Below are 23,962 nucleotides of genomic sequence, written 5' to 3'. Positions count from 1 at the left end.
TGGAGGATGCGGGCCGCGGCAGTGGACCACGGCGTTCGGCGCCTGGCCGCAAAGGCCGGACAGGCAGAGTTGGCCGGCATTGTAGGGGCGGCGCAGGGGCGCCCCGGCGCTCGCCCGCGTAGGCCGGCGCCGCAATGCACAGGTCCGGAAACGGCCAGCGCGCCACGGGCGTGCGCCTATGATTTGCCCCATGCCGCGCCCCAACGCCAGTCTGCCCAGCGACCTGCCCTCCTCCGCACTGGACGATGGGCGCTACCTGGCCCTGGCCGCGCGCGACGCCCGCTTCGACGGCCGCTTCTTCACCGGCGTGACCAGCACCGGCATCTACTGCCGCCCGGTCTGCGGCGTGCGCACGCCCCGGCGCGAGAACTGCCGCTTCTTCACCCTGGCGGCCCAGGCCGAGGCCGCGGGCTTTCGCCCCTGCCTGCGCTGCCGGCCCGAACTGGCGCCGCGCAGCCTGCCCTGGTCCACGCAGGACGCCCCGAACATCCTGGTGCGCGAAGCGCTGCGCCTGCTCGACGCCGACGGCGCCGCTTTCAACAGCCTCGCGGCGCTGGCCGAGCGCCTGGGCGTGAGCGACCGCCACCTGCGCCGCGTCTTCGAGTCCGCCCTGGGCGTCTCGCCCCTGCAATACGTGCAGACGCGCCGGCTGCTGGCCGCCAAGCAGCTCCTGACCGACACCGACCTGCCCGTCACCCAGGTGGCGCTGGCCAGCGGCTTCGGCAGCGTGCGGCGCTTCAACGCTGCCTTCGCAGGGCACTACGGCCTCAACCCCACGCAGCTGCGCCAGCGCGGACCGGCACGGGCCGGCGGTGCGGGAGGCGCAGGCGGTGCCGTCACCGTGCGCCTGCCCTGGCGGCCGCCGCTGGACGTGGCCGCCCTGCTGCGCTTCTTCGCGCTGCGGCAGATCCATGCCGTGGAGCAGATCGTGGAAACGCCCGGCCGGCAGGCGCTGCGCCGCACGGTGCGGCTGGCCGCAAGCGGCGGCGGCGCGCCCCTGGCCGGCTGGATCGACGTGGCCTTCGACGCCGAACGGCCCATCGCCTGGCTGCGCGTCAGCGACGCGCTGCACCCGGTGCTGCCGCAGGTGATCGCCCGCGTGCGCGGCCTGCTGGACCTCGACGCCGACCCGCAGGCCATCCACGCGGTGCTCGGCGGCGACTTCCCCGGCGGGGAAGGCCTGCGCGTGCCGGGTGCCTTCGATGGCTTCGAGCTGGCGGTGCGCGCCGTGCTGGGCCAGCAGATCACGGTGGCGGCGGCGCGCACGCTGGCGCAGCGGCTGGTGGAGCGCTTCGGCGAGCCGCTGGCCACGCCCTGGCCGGAGCTCTCACGCCTCTTTCCTGCGCCGGCCGTGCTGGCGGCGGCCGAGGGCGAGGCGCTGGGCTCGCTCGGCATCGTGCGCCAGCGGCAGGCGGCCATCGTGGCGCTGGCACGGGCCGTCGATTCCGGCCAGCTGGAGCTGCATGCCGGCGCCGACGTGGCCGCGACCACGGCCGCGCTCTGCGCGCTGCCCGGCATCGGCGACTGGACGGCGCAGTACATCGCCATGCGCGCGCTGCGCTGGCCCGATGCGTTTCCGGCCGGCGACGTCGCCATCCACGCCGCGCTGGGCCTGCGCGGCCAGCCGCGCCCGGCGCAGGCCGCCACCGCCCGGGCCGAAGCCTGGCGCCCCTGGCGCAGCTATGCCGTGGTGCGCGCCTGGACGGCCGGCAGCGCAGTCCCCGCCGCAACCGCCACTGCAGCCGATGCGCTACCAAAAACATAGCTGTATGCGCTTATTCCATGAGCGCAGCAGCCCTATTTCATCCAGGAAGTTCACAATGCCCTTTCCCTCCGACATCGTGCAAAGCCGCATCGCCACGCCGCTGGGCGACGTACGGCTGGCCGCATCGCCCCGGGGCCTCGCCGGCCTCTGGTTCGACGGCCAGCGCCACCAGCCCGTGCAGCCGCTGGACGGCCCCGCGGCCTGGCCGCAGGAGCTCGGCCACCCCGTGCTGCGCGAAGCGGCCCGCCAGCTGGGCGATTACCTGGCCGGCCAGCGCACCGGGTTCGATCTGCCGCTGGACCTGGAATCGGGCACGCCCTTCCAGCAGGCCGTGTGGCGGGCGCTGCTGGGCATCCGCCACGGCGCCACGATGAGCTACGGGGCGCTCAGCCGCCAGATCGGCCAGCCGCTGGCGGTGCGCGCCGTGGGCGCGGCCGTGGGCCGCAACCCCATCAGCGTGATCGTGCCCTGCCACCGTGTGCTGGGTTCGGGCGGCGCGCTGACGGGCTATGCCGGCGGGCTGGAGCGCAAGTCGGCCCTGCTGCGGCTGGAGGGCGCGCTGGCCTCGCAGAAGGCGGCTGCGGGCGACGGCGCGCTGCCGCTCTTCGCGGCCGAGGCGCAGGCATGAGCGCCGCCAGCACTGCAGGCACCGCCACGGGCGGGCGCGGCTGGGTGGCCGAATTCGTGGTGCTCGCCGCCATCTGGGGATCGTCCTTTCTCTTCACCCGGCTGGGCGCGGCCGAGTTCGGGCCGCTGCCCACCGCCGGCCTGCGCACGGGCCTGGCCGCCGTCTTCCTCTGGCCGCTGCTGATGCGCCAGGGGCAATGGCCGGCCCTGCGCCAGCACTGGAAGCCGATCCTGCTGAGCGGGGTCATCAATTCGGCGATCCCGTTCGCCCTCTATGCCTGGGTGGTCACGCACCTGCCCACGGGGCTCACCTCCATCCTCAACGCCACCGTGCCGCTCTTCGGCGCGCTGGTGGCCTGGGCCTGGCTGGGCGACCGCATCAGCCGGCTGCGCACGCTGGGCCTGGTGCTGGGCTTCGTGGGCGTGGCGCTGCTGGCCTTGCGGGTGCCTTCGGGCGCGGGCGGGCAGTCTCCCTACGCCATCTGGGCCATGGCCGCCTGCCTGCTGGCCACCACCTGCTATGCGGTGGCCGCGAGCTTCGCGCGGCGCTATCTGGTGGGCGTGCCGGCGCTGGCCAATGCGGCCGGCAGCCAGGTGGGCGCTTCGCTGGCACTGGCCTTGCCCACGATCTGGTTCTGGCCGGCGCAGATGCCCGGGCCCCGCGCCTGGGCGGCGATCGCGTTCATTTCGGTGGTATGCACCGGCATCGCCTACGTGCTGTATTTCCGGCTGATCGCCCGTGCGGGCCCGAGCCGGGCGCTGACGGTGACCTTCCTCGCGCCGGTGTTCGCCGTGGCCTACGGCGCGATCTTCCTGCAGGAGGCGATCACGCCCTGGATGCTGGGCTGCGGCCTGGTGATCGTGTGCGGCACCATGCTCTCCACCGGGCTGGTGCGCGGCCGGCGGCCCGCTGCAGCGGCACCCCTGACCTGAAAACACCGCCGCGCAGGGCGGCAGGCATCCTACACTCGCGGCCATGCGCGCCGTCATCACGCCCTCTTCTCCTTGCACCCGGCGGTCCAGCCGCCTTGGCATGCCGGGGCGGTGACCGTGCTGCTCGGCCCATTCTTTCTCACCTGCCTGGTGTATCTGGCGCTGCCCGCCTTCGTGGCGATGCTGCCGCAATCACGCCAGCGCTCGCACTACCGGAAGGTGGCGATCGGCGCCTTCGCCGGCATGCTTTCGGCGCTGGGCGCCCTGATCGCGCCCCAGCTCGTCGAGCATCTGGGCAATGGCACGCATCTGGTCATCCGCCCGGCCCTGGTGGCGGTCTGCTGTTTCACCTTCGGCCCGCTGTCCGGCGCGGTGGCCGCGGCCCTGCCGCTGGCGATGCATCTGCTGACGGGGGCCGAGGGCTTGCCCGCAGGCACTGCGCTGGCCCAGGCCGCGGCCGTGGTCGCCCTGGGCAGCGCTCTGGCCGTGGCCCGCAGGCGCCATGAGGCGCGCTCCGGCTGGCTGCTGCTGGCCATGGCGGTGCTGCTGCCGGTGGTGCTGGCCCCCTGGGCCGCGGGCGGGCCGGCCACCTGGCCCTGGCCTTACGGCGCGGCCGTGCTGGCGCTGGGCACCTTGCTCGAATTGCACCGCGCCTACCGCCGCACCGTGGTGCAGCTGAGCACGCGCGAACAGGAATTGCTGAGAACGCTGGAGGCCTTCGGCAGCGGCCACTGGGAATGGCAACTGCAGGACGAGCGCTTTCTTTTCATCTACCACGGCGCGTTCTACCAGGCCTTCGGCCTGCCGCGCGACCCGGGGCCCGACGGCCTGGCGCACGACCTGGCCTGGCAGCGCTGGAATGCGCTGCGCCACCCGGAAGACGCCGACCGCATCGGCCCGCACCTGCACAGCGCCATGCAGGGTAACGAGGACGCCTATGAAGCCCAGTACCGCATGCGCGACCTGCAGGGCCGCTGGCGCTGGGTGATCTCGCGCGGCCAGGTGGCCGAACGCGACGAACAGGGCCGCGCCCTGCGCATCGTGGGCATGGACGTGGACGTGACCGAGCAGCGCGCGCTGCTCGACGCGCTGAACGTCTCCGAGGCCAAGTACACCACCGTGTACCAGACCCTGCCGGACCCGGCGGGCATCACCCGCCTGCGCGACGGCTGCTGCCTGGACGTGAACCCCGCGATGGCCCGCCTGCTGGAGCGGCCGATCGCCGAGATCGTGGGCAAGACGGCCATGCAGCTGGGCATCTGGACCTCGGCACGCGAGCGCTCGGCGCTGCTGGCCGCGCTGAAGCTCAAGGGCGGCGTCGTGGGCCTGCCGATCACCGTCACGCCCCAGGGGCGCACGCTGCGCGGGCAGCTGTCGGCCCAGACCATCCAGCTCGATGGCGAGACCTGCATGGTCTTCGTCTTCCACGACCTGACCGAAGCCTCGCGCATGCGCGACGAGCTGGAGGCCGCCCACACCGTGATGCAGCAGGCCGGCCGCATGGCGCGCCTGGGCGTGTGGGTGAACGTCTATCCCATGCCCGGCGGGCCGGCCTACTGGTCCGACGTCTGCTACGCGATCCACGGCATGGAGCCCGGCACCCCGCTGCCTTCGGCCCAGGAATACCTGCGCGATTTCGTCGCCCCCGAGTGGCAGGACTCGGTGCGCGCCCATTTCCGGCGCGCCGTCACCGATCCGGTCGCCTGGCGCATGGAGGTCGAGCTCGTGCGCGCCGACGGCCGCCGCATCTGGGTGCGCATGAGCGCGGAGCCCGAACTGGAGAACGGCCGCCTGGTGCGGCTGCGCGGCGTGCTGCAGGACATCGACGAGGCCAAGCGCGCCGAACAGGGCCTGCGCCAGTCGGAGGCGCGCTTCGCGCAGATGTTCCGCGCCATGCCCTACCCCATGGGCCTCACGCGCCGCACCACCGGCGCCTACATCGACGTCAACCCGGCCTGGGAGCAGATCACCGGCTTCAGCCGCGAGGAGGCCCTGGACAGCACGGTGGTCGGCCTGGGTCTCTACACCGCCGAGCAGCGCAATCATTTGAAACGGGAGGCCGAGCGCCACGGGGAGCTGCTGTCCTTCGAGGCCGAGATGCGCACGCGCAGCGGCGAGCGGCGCATGCTGCTGCAGTCCATGACCCCGGTCGAATCCAACGGCGAGGCGTGCTGGCTGTTCGTGCTGCACGACATCACCGAGCGGCAGCGGGCCGAGCAGCGCGTGCGCGAGCGCGAAGCGCAGCTCTCGCTCACCATCTCGGCCGCCACCCTGAGCCTCTGGGACTGGAACCTGCAGACCGGTCTGATCACGGGCGACGCCCGCTGGCAGGCCCTGCACGGCCTGCAGCACGGCGAAGGCGACGCGGGCGTGCCCTGGCAGACCGCCATCGCGCCGCAGCACCTGGAATCCATCGAGGCCGAATGCCGGCGCCACGCCGCGCAGAGCGCCACCCCCTTCGACGCCACCTGGCAGGTGCGCAGCCAGGGCGGCGGCGCCCGCTGGCTGCGCAACCTGGGCACCATCATCGAGCGCGACCTGCAGGGCCGGCCGCTGCGCATGGTGGGTGTGGGCATCGACGTGACCAGCCAGCATGAAAAGCAGGCCGTGCTGCAGCTGCTGGCCCACCACGACGCGCTGACTGGCCTGCCCAACCGCGTTTTGATGGGCGAGCGCCTGCAGGAGGCGATGGACGCCTCCCGCGAACACGGCAAGCTGCTGGGCCTGGCCTATCTGGACCTGGACGGCTTCAAGCCCGTCAACGACCGCCTGGGCCACGGCGCGGGCGACCAGCTGCTGGTGGTGATCGCCGACCGCCTGAGCCGCTCTCTGCGGCCGATGGACTGCGTGGCGCGCCTGGGCGGCGACGAGTTCGCCGTGCTGCTGCCCGAGCTGGAATCGCGCAAGGAATGCGAACGCCTGCTGCGCACGCTGATGGACAGCGTGGCCGCGCCCTACCAGCTGGAAGGCGAGCGTGTGGTCGTCACCGCCAGCATCGGCTACACGCTCTTTCCCGACGACGAGGCCGACGCCGACACCCTGCTGCGCCATGCCGACCAGGCCATGTACGTGGCCAAGCAGGCCGGGCGCAACCGCTACCACGCCTTCGATGCGGCGCAGGAGCGCGCCCAGCTGGTGCGCCGCGCCCAGGCCACCGAGCTGGCCGAAGCCCTGGCGCAGGGCCAGTTCGCGCTCTATCTGCAGCCCAAGGTGGACATGCGCCGGGGCACCGTGATCGGCGCGGAGGCGCTCGCCCGCTGGAACCACCCGCAGCGCGGGCTGCTCGCGCCCGGGGCCTTCCTGCACCTGATCGAGAGCACCGAGGTGCAGGCCCTGTTCGGCGAATGGGTGACCGACACGGCCCTGGGCCTGATCGCCGGGCTGTACCGCGCCGGGCTGGAGCTGCCCATCAGCATCAACATCTCCGCCGAGCACCTGCAGCACCAGGGCTTCGCCGACTGGATGATCCACCGCATCACCATGCAGCCCGAGGCGCCGCCGCACCTGCTGGACATCGAGATCACCGAAAGCGCCGCGCTCTACGACATCGACCACGTCGCGGTCGAGCTCGAACGCCTGCGCGCCCTGGGGGTGATGGTGTCGCTGGACGACTTCGGCACCGGCTACTCGTCGCTCGCCTACCTGCGGCGGCTGCCGCTGGACCACATCAAGCTCGACCGCAGCTTCGTGCACAACATGACCACCGACGCGGGCGACCGCGCCATCGTGCGGGGCGTGATCGGCCTGGGGGATTCCTTCGGCCACCGCATCATCGCCGAGGGGGTGGAGACCATCGAACAGGGCGAGATGCTGCTGGACATGGGCTGCACCTGGGCCCAGGGCTACTGCATCGCCCGGCCCATGCCGGCCGATGAATTCGCCGACTGGGTGAGCCAGTGGCAGGCGCCGCGCGCCTGGCTGGTGCGGCCGGCGCCCTGGCAGCACGCCTTCGGCGGGCTCTGAGCCCGTCGCACCACCCCGCGGGGCTTGCAGGCATTCCGCCCGCAAGCCCTTGCCCAGCAAGCGCCATCAGCTATGCAAACGATAGCAATCCGGAGCTACTGCTGCGCATGGGGACCATCACCGCGCCATCAGGTCCTTCACCTGCTGCAGCGCGGCGGGGTCGTCCAGCGTGGTCAGGTCGCCCGGGTCGCGCCGCTCGGCCACCGCCTGCAGGGCGCGGCGCAGCAGCTTGCCGCTGCGCGTCTTGGGCAGCAGGCTGACGAAGAGCACGCGCGAAGGCCGGGCCACCGCGCCCAGCTGTCCATCCACGCGCTGCATCACCTCGCCCTCCAGCCGGCGCGCCGCCTCTTCATCGGCGAGGGCCGCCGCATCGCGCGGCACGGCGAAGGCCATGGCCACCTGGCCCTTGATCGCGTCGGCCACGCCCACCACCGCCACCTCGGCGATGCCGGGATGCGCGGCGATGCTTTCCTCGATCTCGCGCGTGCCCAGGCGGTGGCCGGCCACGTTGATGACGTCGTCGGTGCGGCCCAGGATGAAGTAGTAGCCGTCTTCGTCGCGGATGCCCCAGTCGAAGGTGCTGTAGCGCATGGGCCCGGGCAGGCTCTTCCAGTAGGTGTTGACGAAGCGCTCGTCGTCGCGCCACACGGTCTGCATGCAGCCGGGCGGCAGCGGCCCGTCGATGGCCAGCACGCCCTTCTGGCCGGGGGCGGTCAGCTCCTCGCCCGTCGCCTCGTCGATCAGCTTCACGTCGTAGCCATAGACGGCCCGGCCCGGGCTGCCCAGGCGCGGAGCCTGGGGCGCCACGCCCATCGCCAGCGTGAGGATGGGCCAGCCGGTCTCGGTCTGCCAGTAGTTGTCGATGATGGGCACGCCGAGCGCCTTTCCGATCCATTCGGCCGTGGGCGCGTCCAGCGGCTCGCCCGCCAGCCACAGGGCCTTGAGCGATGAGACGTCGTGGCGCGCCAGGCAGGACGCATCCTGCTTCTTGAGCACCCGCACGGCCGTGGGCGCGGAGAACATGTGCGTCACCCGGTGCCGCTCGACGATGCTCCACCACACGCCGGCGTCGGGCCGGGTGGGCAGGCCTTCGTAGAAGATGGTGGTCATGCCCGCCAGCAGGGGGCCATAGACGATGTAGCTGTGGCCCACCACCCAGCCGATGTCGCTGGTGGCGAAGAACACCTGGCCGGCCTGCGCGTCGAAGAGGTGCCGCATGCTGGCCGCCAGCGCCACCGCATAGCCGCCCGTATCGCGCTGCACGCCCTTGGGCCGGCCGGTGGTGCCGCTGGTGTAGAGCGTGTAGCTGGGATGGGTGGCGTCCACCCATTCGCAGGGCACCTGGGCGTCCAGATGCCGCTCGCGCAGCGCCGCCCAGGCATGGTCGCGGCCGGGCTGCATGGGCAGGGGCGCGAGGCCCCGGTCCAGCAGCAGCACGGCGGCCGGCTGGTGGCGCGAGAGGCGCAGGGCCTCGTCCAGCAGCGGCTTGTAGGGCACGACCTTGCCGCCGCGCGAGCCCGCATCGGCGCTGACGATGGCCACCGGCTCGGCATCGTCGATGCGCGAGGCCAGCGCCCCGGCCGCGAAGCCGCCGAAGACCACGCAGTGCAGCGCGCCGATGCGGGTGCAGGCCAGCATGGCGAAGGCGGCCTCGGCCACCATGGGCATGTAGATCAGCACCCGGTCGCCGCGCTGCACGCCCAGCGACCGCAGCATGGCGGCCACGCGCTGCACCTCGGCGTGCAGTTCGGCATACGAATAGCTGCGCTCGGTGCCTGTCTCGGTGGAGATGGCGACCAGCGCCGGCTGCCCGGCACGCTCGGCCAGGTGCCGGTCCACCGCGTTGTGGCAGAGGTTGGTCGTGCCGCCGGCGAACCAGCGCGCGAAAGGCGGGTGGGAGTGGTCGCAGATCTGCGACGGGGGCGTGTGCCAGTCGATCAGGCGGGACTGCTCGGCCCAGAAGGCGTCGCGGTCCTCGATGGAGCGGCGATGGAATGCGGCGGCGGGGTCCACGGTGGGGGCGGTCATGGGCTTGTCTCCTGGTTGTTGGTAGTGCCTGCCCGCACGATTGTGCTCAGGCGCCTGTCACCAACCTTGCGCCAGGGCAAGTACCTAGTCTGCCCCGCCCATCCCACTCGCCTGACCTGCGCAAGGCCAGGGCTGGGCGCCCCGCGGCTACTTCACCAGCGCCAGCACGTCCTTGAAGGCCGGGTGCTCGCAGCCGCGCAGCCATTCGAAGGCCACCATCTCGGTGGTCACCAGCTCGGCGCCGGCGCCGGCCAGCCGGTCGAAGGCCGCATCGCGGTTGCGCTCGGTGCGCGAGCCGCAGGCGTCGGTCACCACCCAGACCTCGAATTCGTCTTCCAGCAGGTCCAGCGCCGTCTGCAGCAGGCAGACATGGGCCTCGCAGCCGGCGATGACGATGCTGCCGCGCTCATCGGCGCCGCCCTGCGGCTGCTGGGGCTTTTGCAGATGGCGCGGCAGGCTGCGGGCGTTGCCGCCCTGCTGGGGCTTGGCGGGCGGGCGCAGCCATTCGCCCAGGCCTTCGTCGGCCGCGCTGAACTGCATCTTGGCCAGCGTGCGGCGGCAGGCGGCGCGCACCACGGCATCGTTGGGGCCCAGGCGCGAGGGGTTCTGCTCGGTGCCCCAGACGGGCACCTCCAGCGCCCGCGCGACCTGCGCGAGCAGCCGGGCATTGGCCAGCACGGCCGCGCCATCGGCAATGGCGGGCATCAGGCGTTCCTGGTAGTCCACCAGGACGAGTTGGGATTCGAGGGCGTCGAGGAGCATGGCGTGCCTTTGTCCGGCTGGTCCGGCTGGAAAGAGATGGAAATGAGCCGCCCGCGCTTGCAGCGCCAGCGCAGGCAGCTATCAATCATATAGCAGCGGGCATGCCGGGGCTCGGCGCCGGGGCCTCAGGGCTTGAGCCGCAGCAGCTGCCCGTCCGGGCTGTCGGTCAGCAGGTAGATCCAGCCGTCCGGGCCCTGCCGCACGTCGCGGATGCGGCTGCCGGCCTTGTCCAGCAGGTATTCGTCGCGCACCACGCGGCCCGATGCGTCGAACTGCAGGCGGTGCAGGCGGGCGAAGCGCAGCGAGCCGACGAAGAGGCTGCCCTTCCAGGCGGCGCCATAGCGGTCGCTGGTCAGAAACGCCATGCCCGAGGGCGCGATGGACGGCACCCAGTAGTGCAGCGGCTGCTCCATGCCGGCCTTGGCCGTGCCCTCGCCGATCTTGCCGCCGCCGTAGTTCTCGCCATAGGTGATGACCGGCCAGCCGTAATTGCGCCCGGCCTGCACCACGTTGATCTCGTCGCCGCCCTGCGGGCCGTGCTCGTTCACCCAGAGGTGCCCGTCCGGCCCCAGCGCCGCGCCCTGCACGTTGCGGTGGCCCCAGCTCCAGATCTCGGGCAAGGCGCCGGCCGGCGCCGGATTGCCCGGCGCGGCGCCGCCTTCGGTACGCACATGCACGATCTTGCCCAGGTGGTTGTCCAGGGTCTGCGCGTCGTCCTTGCGCTGGAAGCGGTCGCCCAGCGTGAGGAACAGGCCGCCCTGCCCGTCCTGCGCGATGCGGCAGCCGAAATGCGCGTTGCTGCGCACCTTGGGCTTCTGGCTGAAGATCACCTGCACGTCCTTGAGCGCCTTTTCGTCGGGCGAGAGCGTGGCCCGCGCCAGGGCCGTGCTGTTGGTGCCGGCACCCTGGGCGTCGGGTTCGGAAAAGCAGAAGTACACGCGGCGGTTGCGCTCGAAGTCGGCATCGGTGGCCACATCCAGCAGGCCGCCCTGGCCGCCGGCGGCGATGGGCGGCAGGCCTGCCAGCGGTGGGCTCAGGCGCCCGTCGGGCTCCACCACGCGCAGGCGGCCGGGGCGCTCGGTCACCAGAAAGCGCCCGCCCGGCAGGAAGGCCAGCCCCCAGGGATGTTCCAGCCCGCTGGCCACGACTTCGGTGGACACGGCCGTGCGCGCCGCCACGGGCGCGACCGGCTTTTGCGGCCCGGTGGCTGCATGCACGGGCATGACGGCCCAGGCCATGGCGGTGGTCAGGATGATGGCCGTTGCTACATTAAGCATAGCGGACTGTGGCCTGTGCATCAGGGCGGCGCCTGCATTTCGTTGCAAATTCATGGAGGACTCCTCAAGGGGCGCCGCGCGCGGGGCCCACACACCCCGCAAACCCGCATGGTTGCGTGCTTTCCGGGCATTTTTCGTCGGCAAAGACCATGACTGTCGCCGGGCCAAAGACCCTCCGAAAGCAGGCGGGCAGGCATTTTTTTGTAGGACTTCAGCGCAAGCCATGCTACTCTCGCGCCCCATGTCACGTTGGATTTGCTTTTTGTTACTTGTTGGCGCCCAGGCTGTCCATGCAGCACCCGCCGCCAGCAAGATCAGCGACGATGAAATCGACCGCATCCTCAAGGAACGCGGTCTGATGACCCAGCTTCAGGAAGTGCGGAACGACGTCACCGACCGCACGACCACCCTGGTCTCCACGGCCATGGGCTTTCTGGGTGTTCCCTACCGCCGCGGCGGCAGTAGCGCGGAAACGGGCTTCGACTGCAGCGGTTTCGTCCGTACCATCTTCGAACAGGCCAAGGGCCTGGTGCTGCCGCGCCGCGCCAAGGAACAGGCCGCCGCCACCGAGGTCATCGACAAGAAGGACCTGAAGCCCGGCGATCTGGTGTTCTTCAACACCATGCGCCACGCCTTCAGCCATGTCGGCATCTACCTGGGCGACGGCAAGTTCATCCACTCGCCCCGCAGCGGCTCCGAAGTGCGCGTGGAAGACATGACGGGCAAGTACTGGCAACGCCGGTTCAACGGCGCCCGCCGCGTCCTGGCGGAAGACGATGCCGCCGCCGACGCGATCGCCAATTCCGCGCGCCGCTAAATAGCCGCTGAATCGCCACCGCAGCGCTGGCGCCCGCCAAGCCGGGCACCTCGCCGCGACAAGCCGCCTCCGGGCGGCTTTTTTTCGTCCCTACGGCACGGAAAGTGCATTTCGCAGGCGCCTGCGCCGTGCCCGCCATCCCTTGGGCGCGGGGTCTGTGGCGGAGCCCAGCCGGGCTGCAGAACGCGCGGCGTCGTCCTGCAAGCAAGGTTTCAGCGGCTGGCCACAATGCGGGCCTGCGGCGGAACCGGGAATTTCCCGGCTCCGTTTTCATCCACCTGTTGTACGGGAAAGCCTTTCATGATGTCTCTACTCGGAACCCTCTTCGTCGGCCTGATCGTCGGTCTGCTGGCGCGCGCCCTCAAGCCCGGTGACGACAAGCTCGGCTGGTTCATGACCATGCTGCTCGGCGTGGCCGGCGCCTTCCTCGCCACCTACGTGGGCGTGGCCATGGGCTGGTATGTCCAGGGCGAAGCCGCTGGCTGGATCGCCTCCATCGTGGGCGCCATCGTGCTGCTGGTGCTCTACGGCATGATCCGCCGCAAGGGCTGATCCGGGGCCCAGGGCTGACGGAGAACACCTCGCATGTTCAAGAAGAAAGCCGCCCGGCCCTCTGCCGAACAGCTGGCGGATGGCGACCCCGCGCTGCAGGCCGCCATCGAAAGCAGCCGCCGGCTCCTGCACCGCCGCGCGCTCTATGCGGCCGTGGCGGGCACGGTGCCGGTGCCCGGGCTCGACTGGGCGGTGGATGCGGCGCTGCTCTCGCGCCTGGTGCCACAGATCAACGCCCGCTTCGGCCTGAGCGCGGCCCAGCTCGATGCGCTCACGCCCCACAAGCGCGAGCAGGTGCAAAAGGCGGTGTCGATGGTCGGCTCCGTGCTGATCGGCAAGCTGGTCACGCGTGAACTGGTGATCCGAGCCAGCCGCGCCATCGGCATGCGGCTCACGGCCAGCCAGGCCGCCAAGTTCGTCCCGCTGGCCGGCCAGGCCGTGTCGGCGGCGCTGGGCTATGCCACGCTGCGCTATCTGGGCGAGCTGCACCTGCAGGACTGCGTGCGGGTGGTCAAGCAGGCCCAGCTGGCCTTGCCTCCGCCCCAGGCCTAAGAACGTGTTTACGATCTCCCAGGGGTCGCGCAGCTACGTCGGCGGGATGGGATGCAAGGCGCGGTGCGCAGTGGATAGCACGGCTATCCACAAGCGCCGCAACGCCGCAGACCGCCCGCCGACGTAGCTGCCCTTCGGGTTGGAGCGAAATCGGGCGATTGAACGCCCCGGCTGCTTGCATGGGCATGAGTCCATGCGGCGCATCCGAGGCATCCACTCATCCCGATTGCGTTCCAACGCGATCCCCTGCGAGATCGTAAACACGTTCTAAGGCCGCTTCCTGCCCCATCCCTCTTCGGCGCCTCCCCGGGCTCCCGCTCAGTCGGCCTTGAACCCCGTTGCGGCGACCGCCTTGCCCCAGGTGGCGGTGTCCGCCGCGATGATGCGGGCGAACTCCTGCGGACTCGTGCCCGTGGCCTTGAAGCCCGCGTCCTCCAGCCGGGCCCGGCCCTCGGGCGACTGGGCGGCGCGAGCCACGTCGGCGCCGAGGCGGGCCACGAGGGCCGCTGGCGTGCGTGCCGGCGCGACGATGCCGAACCACGACGAGAACTCCACCGCCGCGTAGCCCTGTTCCTTGAAGGTGGGCACGCCCGGCAGCGCGGCGCTGCGCGTGGCGCCCGTGCTGCCCAGCGCCACCAGCTTGCCGGCCTTGACGTTGGGTGCCGCCAGGCCCACGCTGGCGAAGAGCCCTTGCACGTCGCCCCCGAAGAGGCCTGCCAGCGCATCGGAGGTGCTCTTGTAATGCACGGGTTCGGGCTTGAGCTGCACGGCCTCGCCGAACAGCGCGGCGCCGAAATGCCCGGGGGTGCCGGCGCCGAAGGTCGCCATGAAGAGGCCCTGCCGAAGTTCCCGAGCCCAGGCGACGAAGTCGCGCACCGCCCGCGCCGGCACCTTCTGCGGGTCCACCAGCAGCACGAAGTCGGAGGTGGCGACCTGGCTCACCGCCACGAAGTCCTTCTGCGGCGCATAGGGCAGGCGGCTGTAGGTGCTGGGGGCGATGCTGAGCTGGCCGGTCTCGCCCAGCATCAGCGTGTAGCCGTCGGGCGCAGCGCGCGCGGCCTCGCTCGCGGCGATCAGGCCGGCCGCGCCGGGCTTGTTGTCCACGATCACGCCGACGCCGCCCCAGCCCTCGGAGAGCCGCTGCGCCAGCAGCCGGGCCACGATGTCCGGCCCGCTGCCCGCGGGAAAGCCGACGATGATGCGCACCGGCCTGCTCGGGTAGCCGCCGGTACCGGCGGGTTGCTCCGGTGCCGCCGGCTGCGCCTGCGCAGGGGCGATGGCGGCTGACACCGCGCCCATCAAGGCGACGACGGCGCAAGCCAGCATGCGGCGGCGCTGCGGTCGGGCGGGGTGGACTGGGGGCTTGTGCATTGGTGTCTCCTCTTTCGTTTTTTGTCGTTCAGGTGCAGCGAGCCCCGGTCCCACGGGGCGGCTGATCGTGAGCTCGGGCCGTCAGGTCAGTTCGAAGAAGCGCATGGCCACGCGGTCCGGATAGCGGGCGCCGGTGCCGACGAAGCAGCGCTCGGAGATCCAGGCGAGCGCTGCGCAAGCCGTCTCGAACCGCGGGTGGCAGCGAAAGTAGATCTGCGCCGGGTCCACCGGCTCGCCGCGGCCCAGCCGGGCGATCAGCTCGGCCGGCCCGCAGCGGATGGCCTGGTTCTGCACGTAGATCCGGTCGCCGGCATCCGTCTCCAGCACGTAGCGCGCGTCCAGCTCCGACAGGCTGCCGTTCACGATGCGCTGGAAGTCCGCCCCGCCGGGCAGCACGCGCGCAGCCCATCCGTCGCCCCTGGCCGTGCCGCCGACGATGGGCACCACCCGCCGCAGGCCCTGCGCGGTCTGGCCGACTTCCTGCGGCGGCCCGACCTGCACGGCCAGGTCGGCGAAGAACTTCAGCACGGGCGTCGGCAGCGCTGCGGGCGCTCCGGCGGAATCACAACCTGGGTAATCATTCATGCGCTCAGCGTAAATCCCGATGCCTGCGCTGTCTGTCCTCCCGGAGGATGACAGGCCCATGCCCCGCCACGCCCTGCTCCCGAAGGCCCCATGAGACATTGGCTGCCTCCTTCCGCCCGCCCCGACGGGCCTGGCCACGCTACCGGCACCGCCGGCCTCGCCGTCGAGCATCTCGTGGACCGGCTGGGCGATGCGGGCTTCGCGGCCGGCATGCTCGAAGCGCTGGAGCCCCTGCTGCCCGCTGCGTCGTGGTCCATGTACCGCACCGGGCGGCGCTGCCAGCCCGCGCTGTTCCTCTCGGCCAGCCGGGGCGTTCCCGACACCACGCGCGACTGCTGGCAGGCCTATCTGTCGGGGCCCTGCCGCAGCGACGGCACCTGGGGCGCGGCGCCGGCCGCTCCCAGGCCCCGGCTCTGCCACGTCACGGCCGGCGAGATCGCGGCCGAGCACCGGGCGCGGGTCTATGAGGCCCACGGTGTGGCCGAGCGCGTCTCGGTGGCGCTGGACGACGCGCAGGACGGCTCCGTGCTGGCGCTGAACTTCTACCGCCACGCGCACCAGCCGCCCTTCCACGACCGCCATCTCAGCGCCTTCGAATCGGTGGCGCCGGTGCTGCTGGCGCTGGCGCGCAAGCACATCGCCCTGATCCGGCCGGCCCCGGGGCCCGGCCTTTGCGCGCTGCGCGAGCGCCTGCTGCGGCTGGAAGGCGGCCTGACCCCGCGCGAGGTCGATATCTGCGCGCGCCTGCTGCAGGGCATGACGCACGACGGCATCGCCAGCGATCTGGGTCTGGGCCTGCCCACCGTGAAGACCTACCGCAACCGCGCGTTCGCTCGCCTGGGCATCCACTTCCGCAACGAGCTCTTCGCCAGGGTGCTGGGCGATGCCTGACGGGCCGCTGCGTCGGCCCGCGCCTGCGCCGCACGGCACAATCGCGGGCCAGTGACTGCACCCGGCCCTTCTGCCCCTCCCCTCGATGCCGACCCGTCGCCCGCCCACCGGCAGGCGGTGATCGCGGCCTGGATCGCCGCCTTGCGGCGCCGCGCCGGCCCGGCCGAGCTGCAGGCCCTGCCCACTCCGACCGATGCCGAGGCCGCCCGCGTGATGGCGCTGATGCGCGGCGCCGAATCCACGGCATCGGTGCCGGCGACGTCTGCGCCACCGGAAGGTGCCATCGCCGGGCACTTCCAGCCCACCCTCACCCTGATGACGCTGGGCCGGGGCGACGGGCTGCTCGGCCTGGAGCGCCAGGGCGCCATCGGCCCGCGCGGCGACAGCGTCACCATGGCGCAGATCGACTGGACCTACCGGCAACCCGGTACCCGCGGCACCACCGGCACGCCGGGCCCGGTGCTCTGGCAGACGCCCGCGCCCACCACCATCCTCAACAGCCGCCCCGCCGCACTGCAGGAAGTGCCCGGCCCGGGTGGATGTGTGCAGCGCCTGCAGCGCGACCTGGCTGCCGAGGCGGACGCGATCGACCTGGTGCGGGAGCTGGGCCTGCTGCCCATCGACCTCCGCACGCTGCAATGGCGCAGCGCCGATGCGGGCGCCGGCCTGGGCCCGCTGTGGACGCTGGCGCAGGAGGCTGCATTCGGCGATTTCTGGGCCGACGCCGTGCCCCGCCTGCGGTCGCAGGGCTGGCGCGTGGTGGTCCGGCCCGGCTTCGCGCATGAAAGCGTGCCGGTGCAGCGCTGGAAGCTGGTGCTCTCCCCCAACACCGGCGAGGCCGACGCCAAGGAGGTGGACGGCCCGCTGGGCACCCGTCCGCGCCCCGTGCAGAAGCTGCGGCTGCCCGAGCGCGAAGGCGCCTGGCTGCTGAGTCTGGGCGTGGAGATCGACGGAGAAACCCTGGACCTGGCGCCCATGCTGGCCGACCTGCTGCGCCGCGAGGCACGCTGGCTGGATGCGCGCCGCATCGCCGCCATCGACGACACCGAGGTCATCACGCTGCGCGCGCCGGGCGGGCGGCGCATCGAGGCGCCGGCCGAGCCGATCAAGGCCATCGTCGGCGCGCTGGTCGATCTGCTGGCCGACCCCGCCCGCCAGCAGCGGCGCGAGGGCGAGCCGCTGCGCCTCGGCGCCTGGGAGGCGCAGCGCCTGCACGCCCTGCACGCCGGGCTGGGACAGGGCGCGCACGACTGGCAGCTGCAAGGCGAGGCCGGCCTGGCCTGGCTCGCCCGGCGGCTGCAGGCCATCGGCACGCCGCAGCCCGTGGCGGCGCCGCAGGGCCTGCAGGTGGCGCTGCGCGCCTATCAATCAGAGGGCCTGGCCTGGCTGCAATACCTGCGCGCCCAGGGCCTGGGCGGCATCCTGGCCGACGAGATGGGCCTGGGCAAGACGGCGCAGGCCCTGGCCCATGTGCTGCTGGAAAAGGAAAGCGGCCGCCTCACCCGCCCGGCGCTGGTGGTGCTGCCCACCTCGCTGCTCTTCAACTGGCAGGCCGAAGCCGCCCGCATGGCACCCGGCCTGCGCGTGCTGGCCCTGCAGGGCCCGGACCGGGCGAGCCGCTTCGCCCACATGGCCGGGCACGACCTGGTGCTGACCACCTATCCCCTGCTTTGGCGCGATGCGCCCGCCCTGGCCGCGCAGCCCTTCCACCTGTTGATCCTCGACGAGGCGCAGATGGTCAAGAACGCCGCCAGCCGCAGCGCCCGCGCCCTGCGCAGCCTGCAGGCCGCGCACCGGCTCTGCCTGACGGGCACGCCGCTGGAAAACCACCTGGGCGAGCTGTGGGCGCAGTTCGACTTCCTCATGCCCGGCTTCCTGGGCGACGCGCGGCAGTTCGCCCAGCGCTGGCGCAAGCCCATCGAGGAGAACGGCGAGACCCTGCGCGCGCAGCTGCTGGCCCAGCGCGTGCGCCCCTTCATCCTGCGCCGCCGCAAGGCCGACGTGGCGGCCGAACTGCCGCCGCGCACCGATATCCTGCAGCGCGTGCAGCTGCAGGGCCGCCAGCGCACCCTGTACGAAGCCGTGCGCACCGCGGCCGACAAGCAGGTGCGCCGCGCACTCGCGCGCCAGGGCTGGGCCGGCGCACAGATCGCGGTGCTGGACGCGCTGCTCAAGCTGCGCCAGGTCTGCTGCGACCCGCGCCTGGTGCGAGGCGCCCAGGTCGCGCCCGGCACCGAAAGCGCCAAGCTCGAATGGCTGGCCGCCACCCTGCCCACGCTGGTGGAACAAGGCCGGCGCGTGCTGGTGTTCTCGCAGTTCACCGCCATGCTGGCCCTGGTGGGCGACAGCCTGCAGGCGCTGGGCCAGCCCTATCTGCGCCTGACCGGCGAGACACCGCCCGCGCAGCGCGCCGAGGTGGTACGGCGCTTTCAGGAGCAGGACAGGGGCGGGGCGCACGGCAGCGCCCCCGTGCTGCTGGTCAGCCTCAAAGCCGGCGGCACCGGCCTGAACCTCACCGCCGCCGACACCGTGATCCACCTGGACCCTTGGTGGAACCCCGCCGCCCAAGAGCAGGCCACCGCCCGCGCGCACCGCATCGGGCAGGACCAGCCCGTCTTCGTCTATCGGCTGGTGGCCGAAGGCAGCATCGAAGAGCGGCTGCTGGAGCTGCAATCGCGCAAGCAAGCCCTGGCGGACGGCGTGCTCGGCCACGATGCCGAGGGTGCGGTCAAGTTCGATGAGGCCGATCTGCGGGCGCTGCTGGCGCCGCTGGCCTCCGCGCGGGACGCCGTGCCGGATGTGGGCGGCATGGGCTGAGCCTGCAGGACTTTGTCGGAAAATCCCGCCATGGCTCCCGCTTCCGCCCCCACTCCCGACACAGCACCGCCCCGCCCAGCCCGCTACTGGCTGATGAAGTCCGAACCCGAGGAATGCTCGATCGACGATGCGCTGGCGGCCCCTGATGCCACCGTTGCCTGGACGGGCGTGCGCAACTACCAGGCGCGCAACTTCATGCGCGACGAGATGCAGGTCGGCGATGGCGTGCTTTTCTACCATTCCAGCTGCCCCGAGCCGGGTATCGCAGGCATCGCCCGGGTGGCCTCGGGCACCCGCGCGGACCCGACGCAATTCGACCCGCAATCTCCCTACTTCGATGCCAGATCGGCCCCCGCCCAGCCGCGCTGGCTGCTGCTGGACGTGCAGGCGCTGCGCAAGATCCGGCTCATCGCGCTGGCCGATCTGAGGGCGCAACCGGCCTTGGCCGACATGCGCGTGCTGCAAAAGGGCAGCCGGCTCTCCATCACCCCGGTCGAGGCGGCCGAATGGGACTTCATCACCCAGCGGATGGCGCAGCCGGCCTGACTGCGCCTGCGCGCCTCCACGCCGGATCAGCGGCAGCCAGAGGCGTCTAGAAACGGAAATCCAGCGTCCTGGGCGACTTGCCCACCTCGACGCTCTGGCGCTGCGTCTTGCCGGCCATCTCGGCTTCCACCGCGTACCGCCCGGCGGGCAGGTTCAAGAGGCAGATCGGCCCGCTGGCCGTGAAGCTGTGCGGCTCACCCGCGCCTTCGGGCTTCACGGTGACGCGCACGTCGGCCTCATAGGCGCCACCGGCTGCGGCGAACAGCAGCGAGAGAGGGTGCTCCTTCATCGCGGCCCGCATGGCGGTCGATTCATCCAGCCCGATGCCGCCGCAGCTGTAGCGCAGGCTCCCCTGCGTGTGGGCCTGCGGCAGGCTGCCTTGGGCGGACACGCCTGCGCTGAACGATGCGGCCATCACGGCCGCCAGTGCCATGGCGAGGGTGGAGGAAGTGAAACGCCGATCGGAGTGCCGGGGGGCGGGGGTCATGGTGGAAGGGCTCCAGGGTGAATGCTAGAACGCCATGCTCTTACCGGGAGGGCTCCTCAGGTGTCAGCAGGCGTAAGCACAGTTTGTCGGCCGGCATGACCGTGTGCGGGCTCTGCAGGCGCGATGATGCGCCTTGTCGGCAGTGGCTGAAGCGGACGGCCGTCTGCACGATGTGGCCTCATCCCTTGGAAGAGCTGCCGGGCTTTTTCAATGAAGCCTCAAAACCATATGACTCTCACGGACTGAACATCAGATGACCTTGAACCTATCCCTCGGCGACACCCTGGGCGACGATGAAGTGATCGCGCTCTACAAGGCGAATGTGTGGTCGTCGGCAGAGAAGCCCCGCCAGCTTCTGGCGGCGCTGCGCAACTCGCACACCCTCGTCACTGCGCGTGTGAATGGGCGGCTGGTCGGGCTCGGCAATGCGATCTCAGACGGGCATCTGGTGGTTTATTTCCCGCACATGCTGGTGCACCCGGAATTCCAGCACCAGGGGATCGGCCGAGCGATGATGGGTGCGCTGCTGGAACGGTATGTCGATTTCCATCAAAAGATGCTGACGGCCGATGGAGATGCCGTCGAGTTCTACAAATCCATGGGTTTCGAGCGGGCCGGCAAAACGGAACCCATGTGGATCTACGCCGGGAACGAGCACTGATTCCATCCACCAGTTCCCGGCATGTCTTTCGTGGATAGGCCCTGGGCCTTGGCTGAAAGGCGCAAGGCCCAAGGCCCAAGGCCAGCGCCATTCAGGCGACGGAGACCGGTAGCGGATCCGCCCGGTACACCACCACCTTCAGCGCCCTGCCCTCATCCACATCCGCGAACACCGCCGGATTCGCCACGCGCTCCACGAAGCGGAGTTCGGGGGCCAGCTCCGCCATCTGATCCTGCAGGAAGCCGAGGCCCAGCTCGGGCGCATTCAGGCACAGCAGCGCATGTCCGCCCGGGGCCAGCAGGTCGGGCAGGCGGCGCATCAGGCGGGCGTAGTCCTTGGTGGCGACGAAGCTGCCCTTTTGGTAGCTGGGCGGGTCGGCGATCACCAGGTCATAGGGGCCGCTGCGGTTGATCTTGCCCCAGGTGCTGAAGATGTCGTGGGCCAGAAAGCTGGCGCCTGCGGTCAGCCCGTTGAGCTGGTGGTTCTGCTGGCCGATGGCCATGGCGCCTCGGGCCATGTCCACATTGACGACCTGCCGGGCGCCGCCTTGCAGCGCGGCGACCGAGAAGGCGCAGGTGTAGGCGAACAGGTTCAGCACCTTGGCGCCGCGCGGCTCCCGGGCCTTGCGGGCGGCGATGTGCTCGCGCACCCAGCGGCGGCCTTCGGCCATGTCCAGGAACAGGCCGTGGTTCTGGCCTTTATCGACATGCACGCGGTAGCGGGCGCCGTGTTCGGTGACGACGTGCGGCTCGGGCACGCTGCCGGCCATGAGGCGCGTCTCGCGCTGCTGCTCGTGCCGGCACTGGAAGACCCAGTTCAACGGTTCGCCGGGCGCGATCCGGGCCCAGCGGGCCTGCAGCGCGGTGCCGATGGCGGCCAGCGCCTCGTCCGCCAGGGGCTCGAAGCTGGTGAGCACGAAGACCGGCTGATAGACGTCGAGCGCCAGATGCTCGCAACCGGGAAAGCGCCCGCCGCGTCCATGGAACAGGCGCTGGGCGTCGTGGCAGAGGGGCATCGCGGCGATGGCGTCGAACAGGGCTTGCATGCCGGCATTGTGACAAAGTTCCATAGCCCTTTGGCCCTACAGCGCTTGGTGCGCCTTCATATGTAGCTATTCAAAAGATAGCAAACCATGCCGGCAGTGAGGATATGGGAGAAATCGGGGGCATTGTCACTTGGTCGTAACGGTCGGGGGCGACCATTGCGCTCAAGGCGCCTTGCCTGCCCTGCAGGCAAGGCGCCTTCGCTTTTTCGCTTTTTCTCCCCCACCCCACGTTTGACTGGATTTGCAAGTTATGGACCGCGTATCTTTCTCCACCGAATCTTCCGCGCAGATGCCCTCGTCGCAGCGCCGCTCCCTGCTGAAGCTGCTGGCCGGCACGCCCATGCTGCCCCTGGGCGGTACCCTGGCCGCCACCGTCCTGGCCGGCTGCGGCGGCGGTGACGACTCCAACGGCGCCGCCCCCGCATCGCCCAGCACTCCGGCTGCCACGATGACCTCGGCGTCGTTCGTCAGCATGGCCGCTCCCGATCTGACCACCCCCAACGCCATGGCTACCTGCACCGTGGGCTCGCAGCTCAAGGTGAGCTTCAGCGACGGTAGCAGCCGCACGTTCAAGCTGGGTTACCAACCGTTCTTCCTGACGGGCGACAAGGTGCCCGACGGCAATGGCGGCACGCTGATCGCCGGCGGCATCTACGACATCAACAACCGCCCCCTGATGGACACCTCGGTGCCCGGCAAGGAGCGCCAGTTCTTCTCGGACTGCCCGGACGGCACCTCGCTGCTCACCGTGCCCAATGCCAAGGTGCCGGGCGTCAAGGGCAACCCGGTCTTCGCCGTGGTGCAGTTCGAATACACCGACACCAACCTGGCCAACACCGACAAGACCGACCAGCTCTGGGCCGAGCTGCCCTCGCCCATCGCCGTGCTGACGCTGGACCAGGACCCGACCACCGGCAAGCTGTCGCTGGTGAAATACCACAACGTGGACACCACGAGCGTTCACGGCCTGTGGGTGACCTGCGGCGCCAGCCTGTCGCCCTGGGGCACGCACCTGTCGAGCGAAGAGTACGAGCCCGATGCCTTCCGCCAGGGCCTGGGCGGCGCGACCACGGTCAAGCTCGACCGCTACAGCGCCAACCTGTACGGCGACGCCTCCAAGGCCAACCCCTACCACTACGGCCACATCCCCGAAGTCACCGTGAACCCGGACGGCACGGGCAGCATCAAGAAGCACTACTGCATGGGCCGCTTCTCGCACGAGCTGATCCAGATGATGCCCGACGAGCGCACCGCCCTGATGGGCGACGACGCCACCAACGGCGGCTGGTTCATGTTCGTGGCCGACAAGGCGCGCGACCTGTCCTCCGGCACGCTCTACGTCGCCCACTGGACCGAAAAGTTCACCGACACCAGCACGGCCGCCATGCAGTGGATCAAGCTCGGCAGCGCGACCAGCGCCGAGATCGAGGCCATGATCAACGGCGGCATCAAGCCGACGGACATCATGGACTCTGTCACCACCGACCCCAATGATTCCTCCTACACCCGCATCGTCCTGAACAAGGACAACACCAAGTGCTGGGTCCGCGTGAAGCCCGGGATGGAAAAGGCCGCGGCCTTCCTGGAAACGCACCGCTATGCAGCGCTCAAAGGCGGCAGCCTGGCGCTGACCAAGAGCGAAGGCGTGACGGTGAACGTGCGCGACAAGGTGGCCTACTCGGTGGCTTCCAGCATCCGCGACTCGATGGTGGTGGGCGCTGCCGGCTATGTGGAGTCGCACAACGTGGCCTTCCCCAAGCGCGTCAACGCCGGCGCCATCCTGGCCCACGACCTGACCGGCGGCCAGAAGGACACCGCCGGCAACGCCATCAACAGCGATTGGGTGCCCAAGCAATCCCGCGTGCTGCTGATGGGCGAGGACATCCCTGCCGACCTGCTGGGCAACACCGCCAACCCCGAAAAGATCGCCAGCCCGGACAACATCAAGTTCTCGGAAGGCATGCGTACCCTGTTCATCGGCGAAGACACGACGGACCACGTCAACAACTTCCTGTGGGCCTACAACGTGGACACCAAGCAGCTCAGCCGCGTGCTGTCCACCCCGTCGGGCGCTGAATCCACCGGCCTGCACGCCGTGGACAGCATCAACGGCTGGACCTACATCATGAGCAACTTCCAGCACGCAGGCGACTGGCAGTCGGTGCACAGCAAGGTCAAGGACACCCTGGACCCCATCGTGCGCAAGAACTACAACGACCGCTTCTCGGCCGCCGTGGGCTACCTGACGGCAACGGACGCCGCCATCTCGTTCCGCGCGTAAGC

The 23,962-nt window shown here is 70.8% G+C and carries 19 protein-coding genes; 12 read left to right on the top strand and 7 right to left on the bottom strand.

Translation table 11 applies throughout. The features are described 5' to 3' along the window. The first annotated feature begins 190 nt into the window (after positions 1-190). The 4 genes from BM070_RS09625 (at position 191) to BM070_RS09610 (ending at position 7,288) form a co-directional block, all read left to right on the top strand. On the top strand, positions 191-1,765 hold the full coding sequence (locus BM070_RS09625) for a DNA-3-methyladenine glycosylase 2 family protein (protein WP_245785167.1): 1,575 nt from the start codon (positions 191-193) through the stop codon (positions 1,763-1,765). 55 nt (positions 1,766-1,820) lie between these two features. After that, a complete protein-coding gene (locus tag BM070_RS09620) occupies positions 1,821-2,393 on the top strand; it encodes a methylated-DNA--[protein]-cysteine S-methyltransferase (RefSeq protein ID WP_092939373.1) in 573 nt (190 codons plus the stop codon). Then, positions 2,390-3,325 carry a DMT family transporter gene (locus BM070_RS09615; protein ID WP_092939372.1) on the top strand — a complete coding sequence of 312 codons (936 nt, stop codon included), beginning with the start codon at positions 2,390-2,392 and terminating at the stop codon, positions 3,323-3,325. The genes BM070_RS09620 and BM070_RS09615 overlap by 4 nt, the downstream gene beginning before the upstream one ends. A gap of 72 nt (positions 3,326-3,397) precedes the next feature. After that, on the top strand, positions 3,398-7,288 hold the full coding sequence (locus tag BM070_RS09610) for a sensor domain-containing protein (protein ID WP_245785166.1): 3,891 nt from the start codon (positions 3,398-3,400) through the stop codon (positions 7,286-7,288). A 117-nt stretch (positions 7,289-7,405) separates the two neighbouring features. Here BM070_RS09610 and BM070_RS09605 read toward each other — a convergent pair whose 3' ends face one another. From BM070_RS09605 to BM070_RS09595, 3 genes are all read right to left on the bottom strand, one after another. Beyond that, positions 7,406-9,316, bottom strand: coding sequence for a propionate--CoA ligase (locus BM070_RS09605; protein ID WP_092939371.1), 1,911 nt, complete (start codon positions 9,314-9,316; stop codon positions 7,406-7,408). Positions 9,317-9,463: 147 nt separating this feature from the next. Then, positions 9,464-10,078, bottom strand: a complete 615-nt coding sequence (locus tag BM070_RS09600) for an isochorismatase family protein (RefSeq protein ID WP_092939370.1) — start codon at positions 10,076-10,078, stop codon at positions 9,464-9,466. Positions 10,079-10,203: 125 nt separating this feature from the next. Next, entirely contained in the window at positions 10,204-11,355 is a 1,152-nt protein-coding gene (locus BM070_RS09595; protein ID WP_434803180.1) for a PQQ-dependent sugar dehydrogenase, read from the bottom strand. 241 nt (positions 11,356-11,596) lie between these two features. Here BM070_RS09595 and BM070_RS09590 point away from each other — a divergent pair, with 241 nt between their 5' ends. The 3 genes from BM070_RS09590 (at position 11,597) to BM070_RS09580 (ending at position 13,276) form a co-directional block, all read left to right on the top strand. Continuing rightward, positions 11,597-12,172, top strand: coding sequence for a C40 family peptidase (locus BM070_RS09590; protein WP_092939369.1), 576 nt, complete (start codon positions 11,597-11,599; stop codon positions 12,170-12,172). Between the two features lie 300 nt (positions 12,173-12,472). Next, a complete protein-coding gene (locus tag BM070_RS09585; RefSeq protein ID WP_092939368.1) occupies positions 12,473-12,724 on the top strand; it encodes a GlsB/YeaQ/YmgE family stress response membrane protein in 252 nt (83 codons plus the stop codon). A 33-nt stretch (positions 12,725-12,757) separates the two neighbouring features. Next, positions 12,758-13,276 carry a hypothetical protein gene (locus BM070_RS09580; RefSeq protein WP_092939367.1) on the top strand — a complete coding sequence of 173 codons (519 nt, stop codon included), beginning with the start codon at positions 12,758-12,760 and terminating at the stop codon, positions 13,274-13,276. Positions 13,277-13,594: 318 nt separating this feature from the next. On the opposite strand, the gene BM070_RS09575 is transcribed toward BM070_RS09580, so the two are convergent. Together BM070_RS09575 and BM070_RS09570 are read right to left on the bottom strand one after the other, a co-directional pair. Next, positions 13,595-14,647: a Bug family tripartite tricarboxylate transporter substrate binding protein gene (locus BM070_RS09575; protein ID WP_092939366.1), complete on the bottom strand. Its 1,053-nt coding sequence runs from the start codon at positions 14,645-14,647 to the stop codon at positions 13,595-13,597. A gap of 81 nt (positions 14,648-14,728) precedes the next feature. Next, positions 14,729-15,232 (bottom strand): DUF3237 domain-containing protein, encoded by a 504-nt coding sequence (locus BM070_RS09570; RefSeq protein WP_092939365.1) that lies wholly within the window; start codon positions 15,230-15,232, stop codon positions 14,729-14,731. Between the two features lie 90 nt (positions 15,233-15,322). On the opposite strand from BM070_RS09570, the gene BM070_RS09565 reads away from it, so the two are divergent. The 3 genes from BM070_RS09565 (at position 15,323) to BM070_RS09555 (ending at position 19,486) form a co-directional block, all read left to right on the top strand. Further along, a complete protein-coding gene (locus BM070_RS09565) occupies positions 15,323-16,123 on the top strand; it encodes a helix-turn-helix transcriptional regulator (RefSeq protein ID WP_092939364.1) in 801 nt (266 codons plus the stop codon). Positions 16,124-16,438: 315 nt separating this feature from the next. Beyond that, positions 16,439-18,940 carry a DEAD/DEAH box helicase gene (locus BM070_RS09560; RefSeq protein ID WP_434803185.1) on the top strand — a complete coding sequence of 834 codons (2,502 nt, stop codon included), beginning with the start codon at positions 16,439-16,441 and terminating at the stop codon, positions 18,938-18,940. Positions 18,941-18,970: 30 nt separating this feature from the next. Continuing rightward, positions 18,971-19,486, top strand: coding sequence for an EVE domain-containing protein (locus tag BM070_RS09555; protein ID WP_092939362.1), 516 nt, complete (start codon positions 18,971-18,973; stop codon positions 19,484-19,486). A gap of 46 nt (positions 19,487-19,532) precedes the next feature. Here BM070_RS09555 and BM070_RS09550 read toward each other — a convergent pair whose 3' ends face one another. Further along, complete coding sequence (locus BM070_RS09550; RefSeq protein WP_245785165.1) at positions 19,533-19,973, bottom strand: carboxypeptidase-like regulatory domain-containing protein; 441 nt, start codon at positions 19,971-19,973, stop codon at positions 19,533-19,535. Between the two features lie 259 nt (positions 19,974-20,232). Here BM070_RS09550 and BM070_RS09545 point away from each other — a divergent pair, with 259 nt between their 5' ends. Beyond that, complete coding sequence (locus BM070_RS09545) at positions 20,233-20,634, top strand: GNAT family N-acetyltransferase (RefSeq protein ID WP_217648942.1); 402 nt, start codon at positions 20,233-20,235, stop codon at positions 20,632-20,634. A 91-nt stretch (positions 20,635-20,725) separates the two neighbouring features. Here the strand turns inward: BM070_RS09545 and BM070_RS09540 are convergent, their stop codons facing one another. After that, a complete protein-coding gene (locus tag BM070_RS09540) occupies positions 20,726-21,679 on the bottom strand; it encodes a class I SAM-dependent methyltransferase (protein ID WP_092939359.1) in 954 nt (317 codons plus the stop codon). Positions 21,680-21,929: 250 nt separating this feature from the next. Between BM070_RS09540 and BM070_RS09535 the strand changes: the two genes are divergently transcribed. Continuing rightward, the gene (locus BM070_RS09535; protein WP_092939358.1) at positions 21,930-23,960 is read left to right on the top strand and encodes a PhoX family protein; all 2,031 of its coding nucleotides are present in this window, start codon (positions 21,930-21,932) and stop codon (positions 23,958-23,960) included. Positions 23,961-23,962: the final 2 nt, after the last annotated feature.

Source organism: Paracidovorax wautersii, assembly GCF_900113035.1.
GTDB lineage: Bacteria > Pseudomonadota > Gammaproteobacteria > Burkholderiales > Burkholderiaceae_C > Paracidovorax > Paracidovorax wautersii.
The sequence above is the reverse complement of the archived record's forward strand: the minus strand, read 5'-3'. Positions and strand labels throughout refer to the sequence as shown.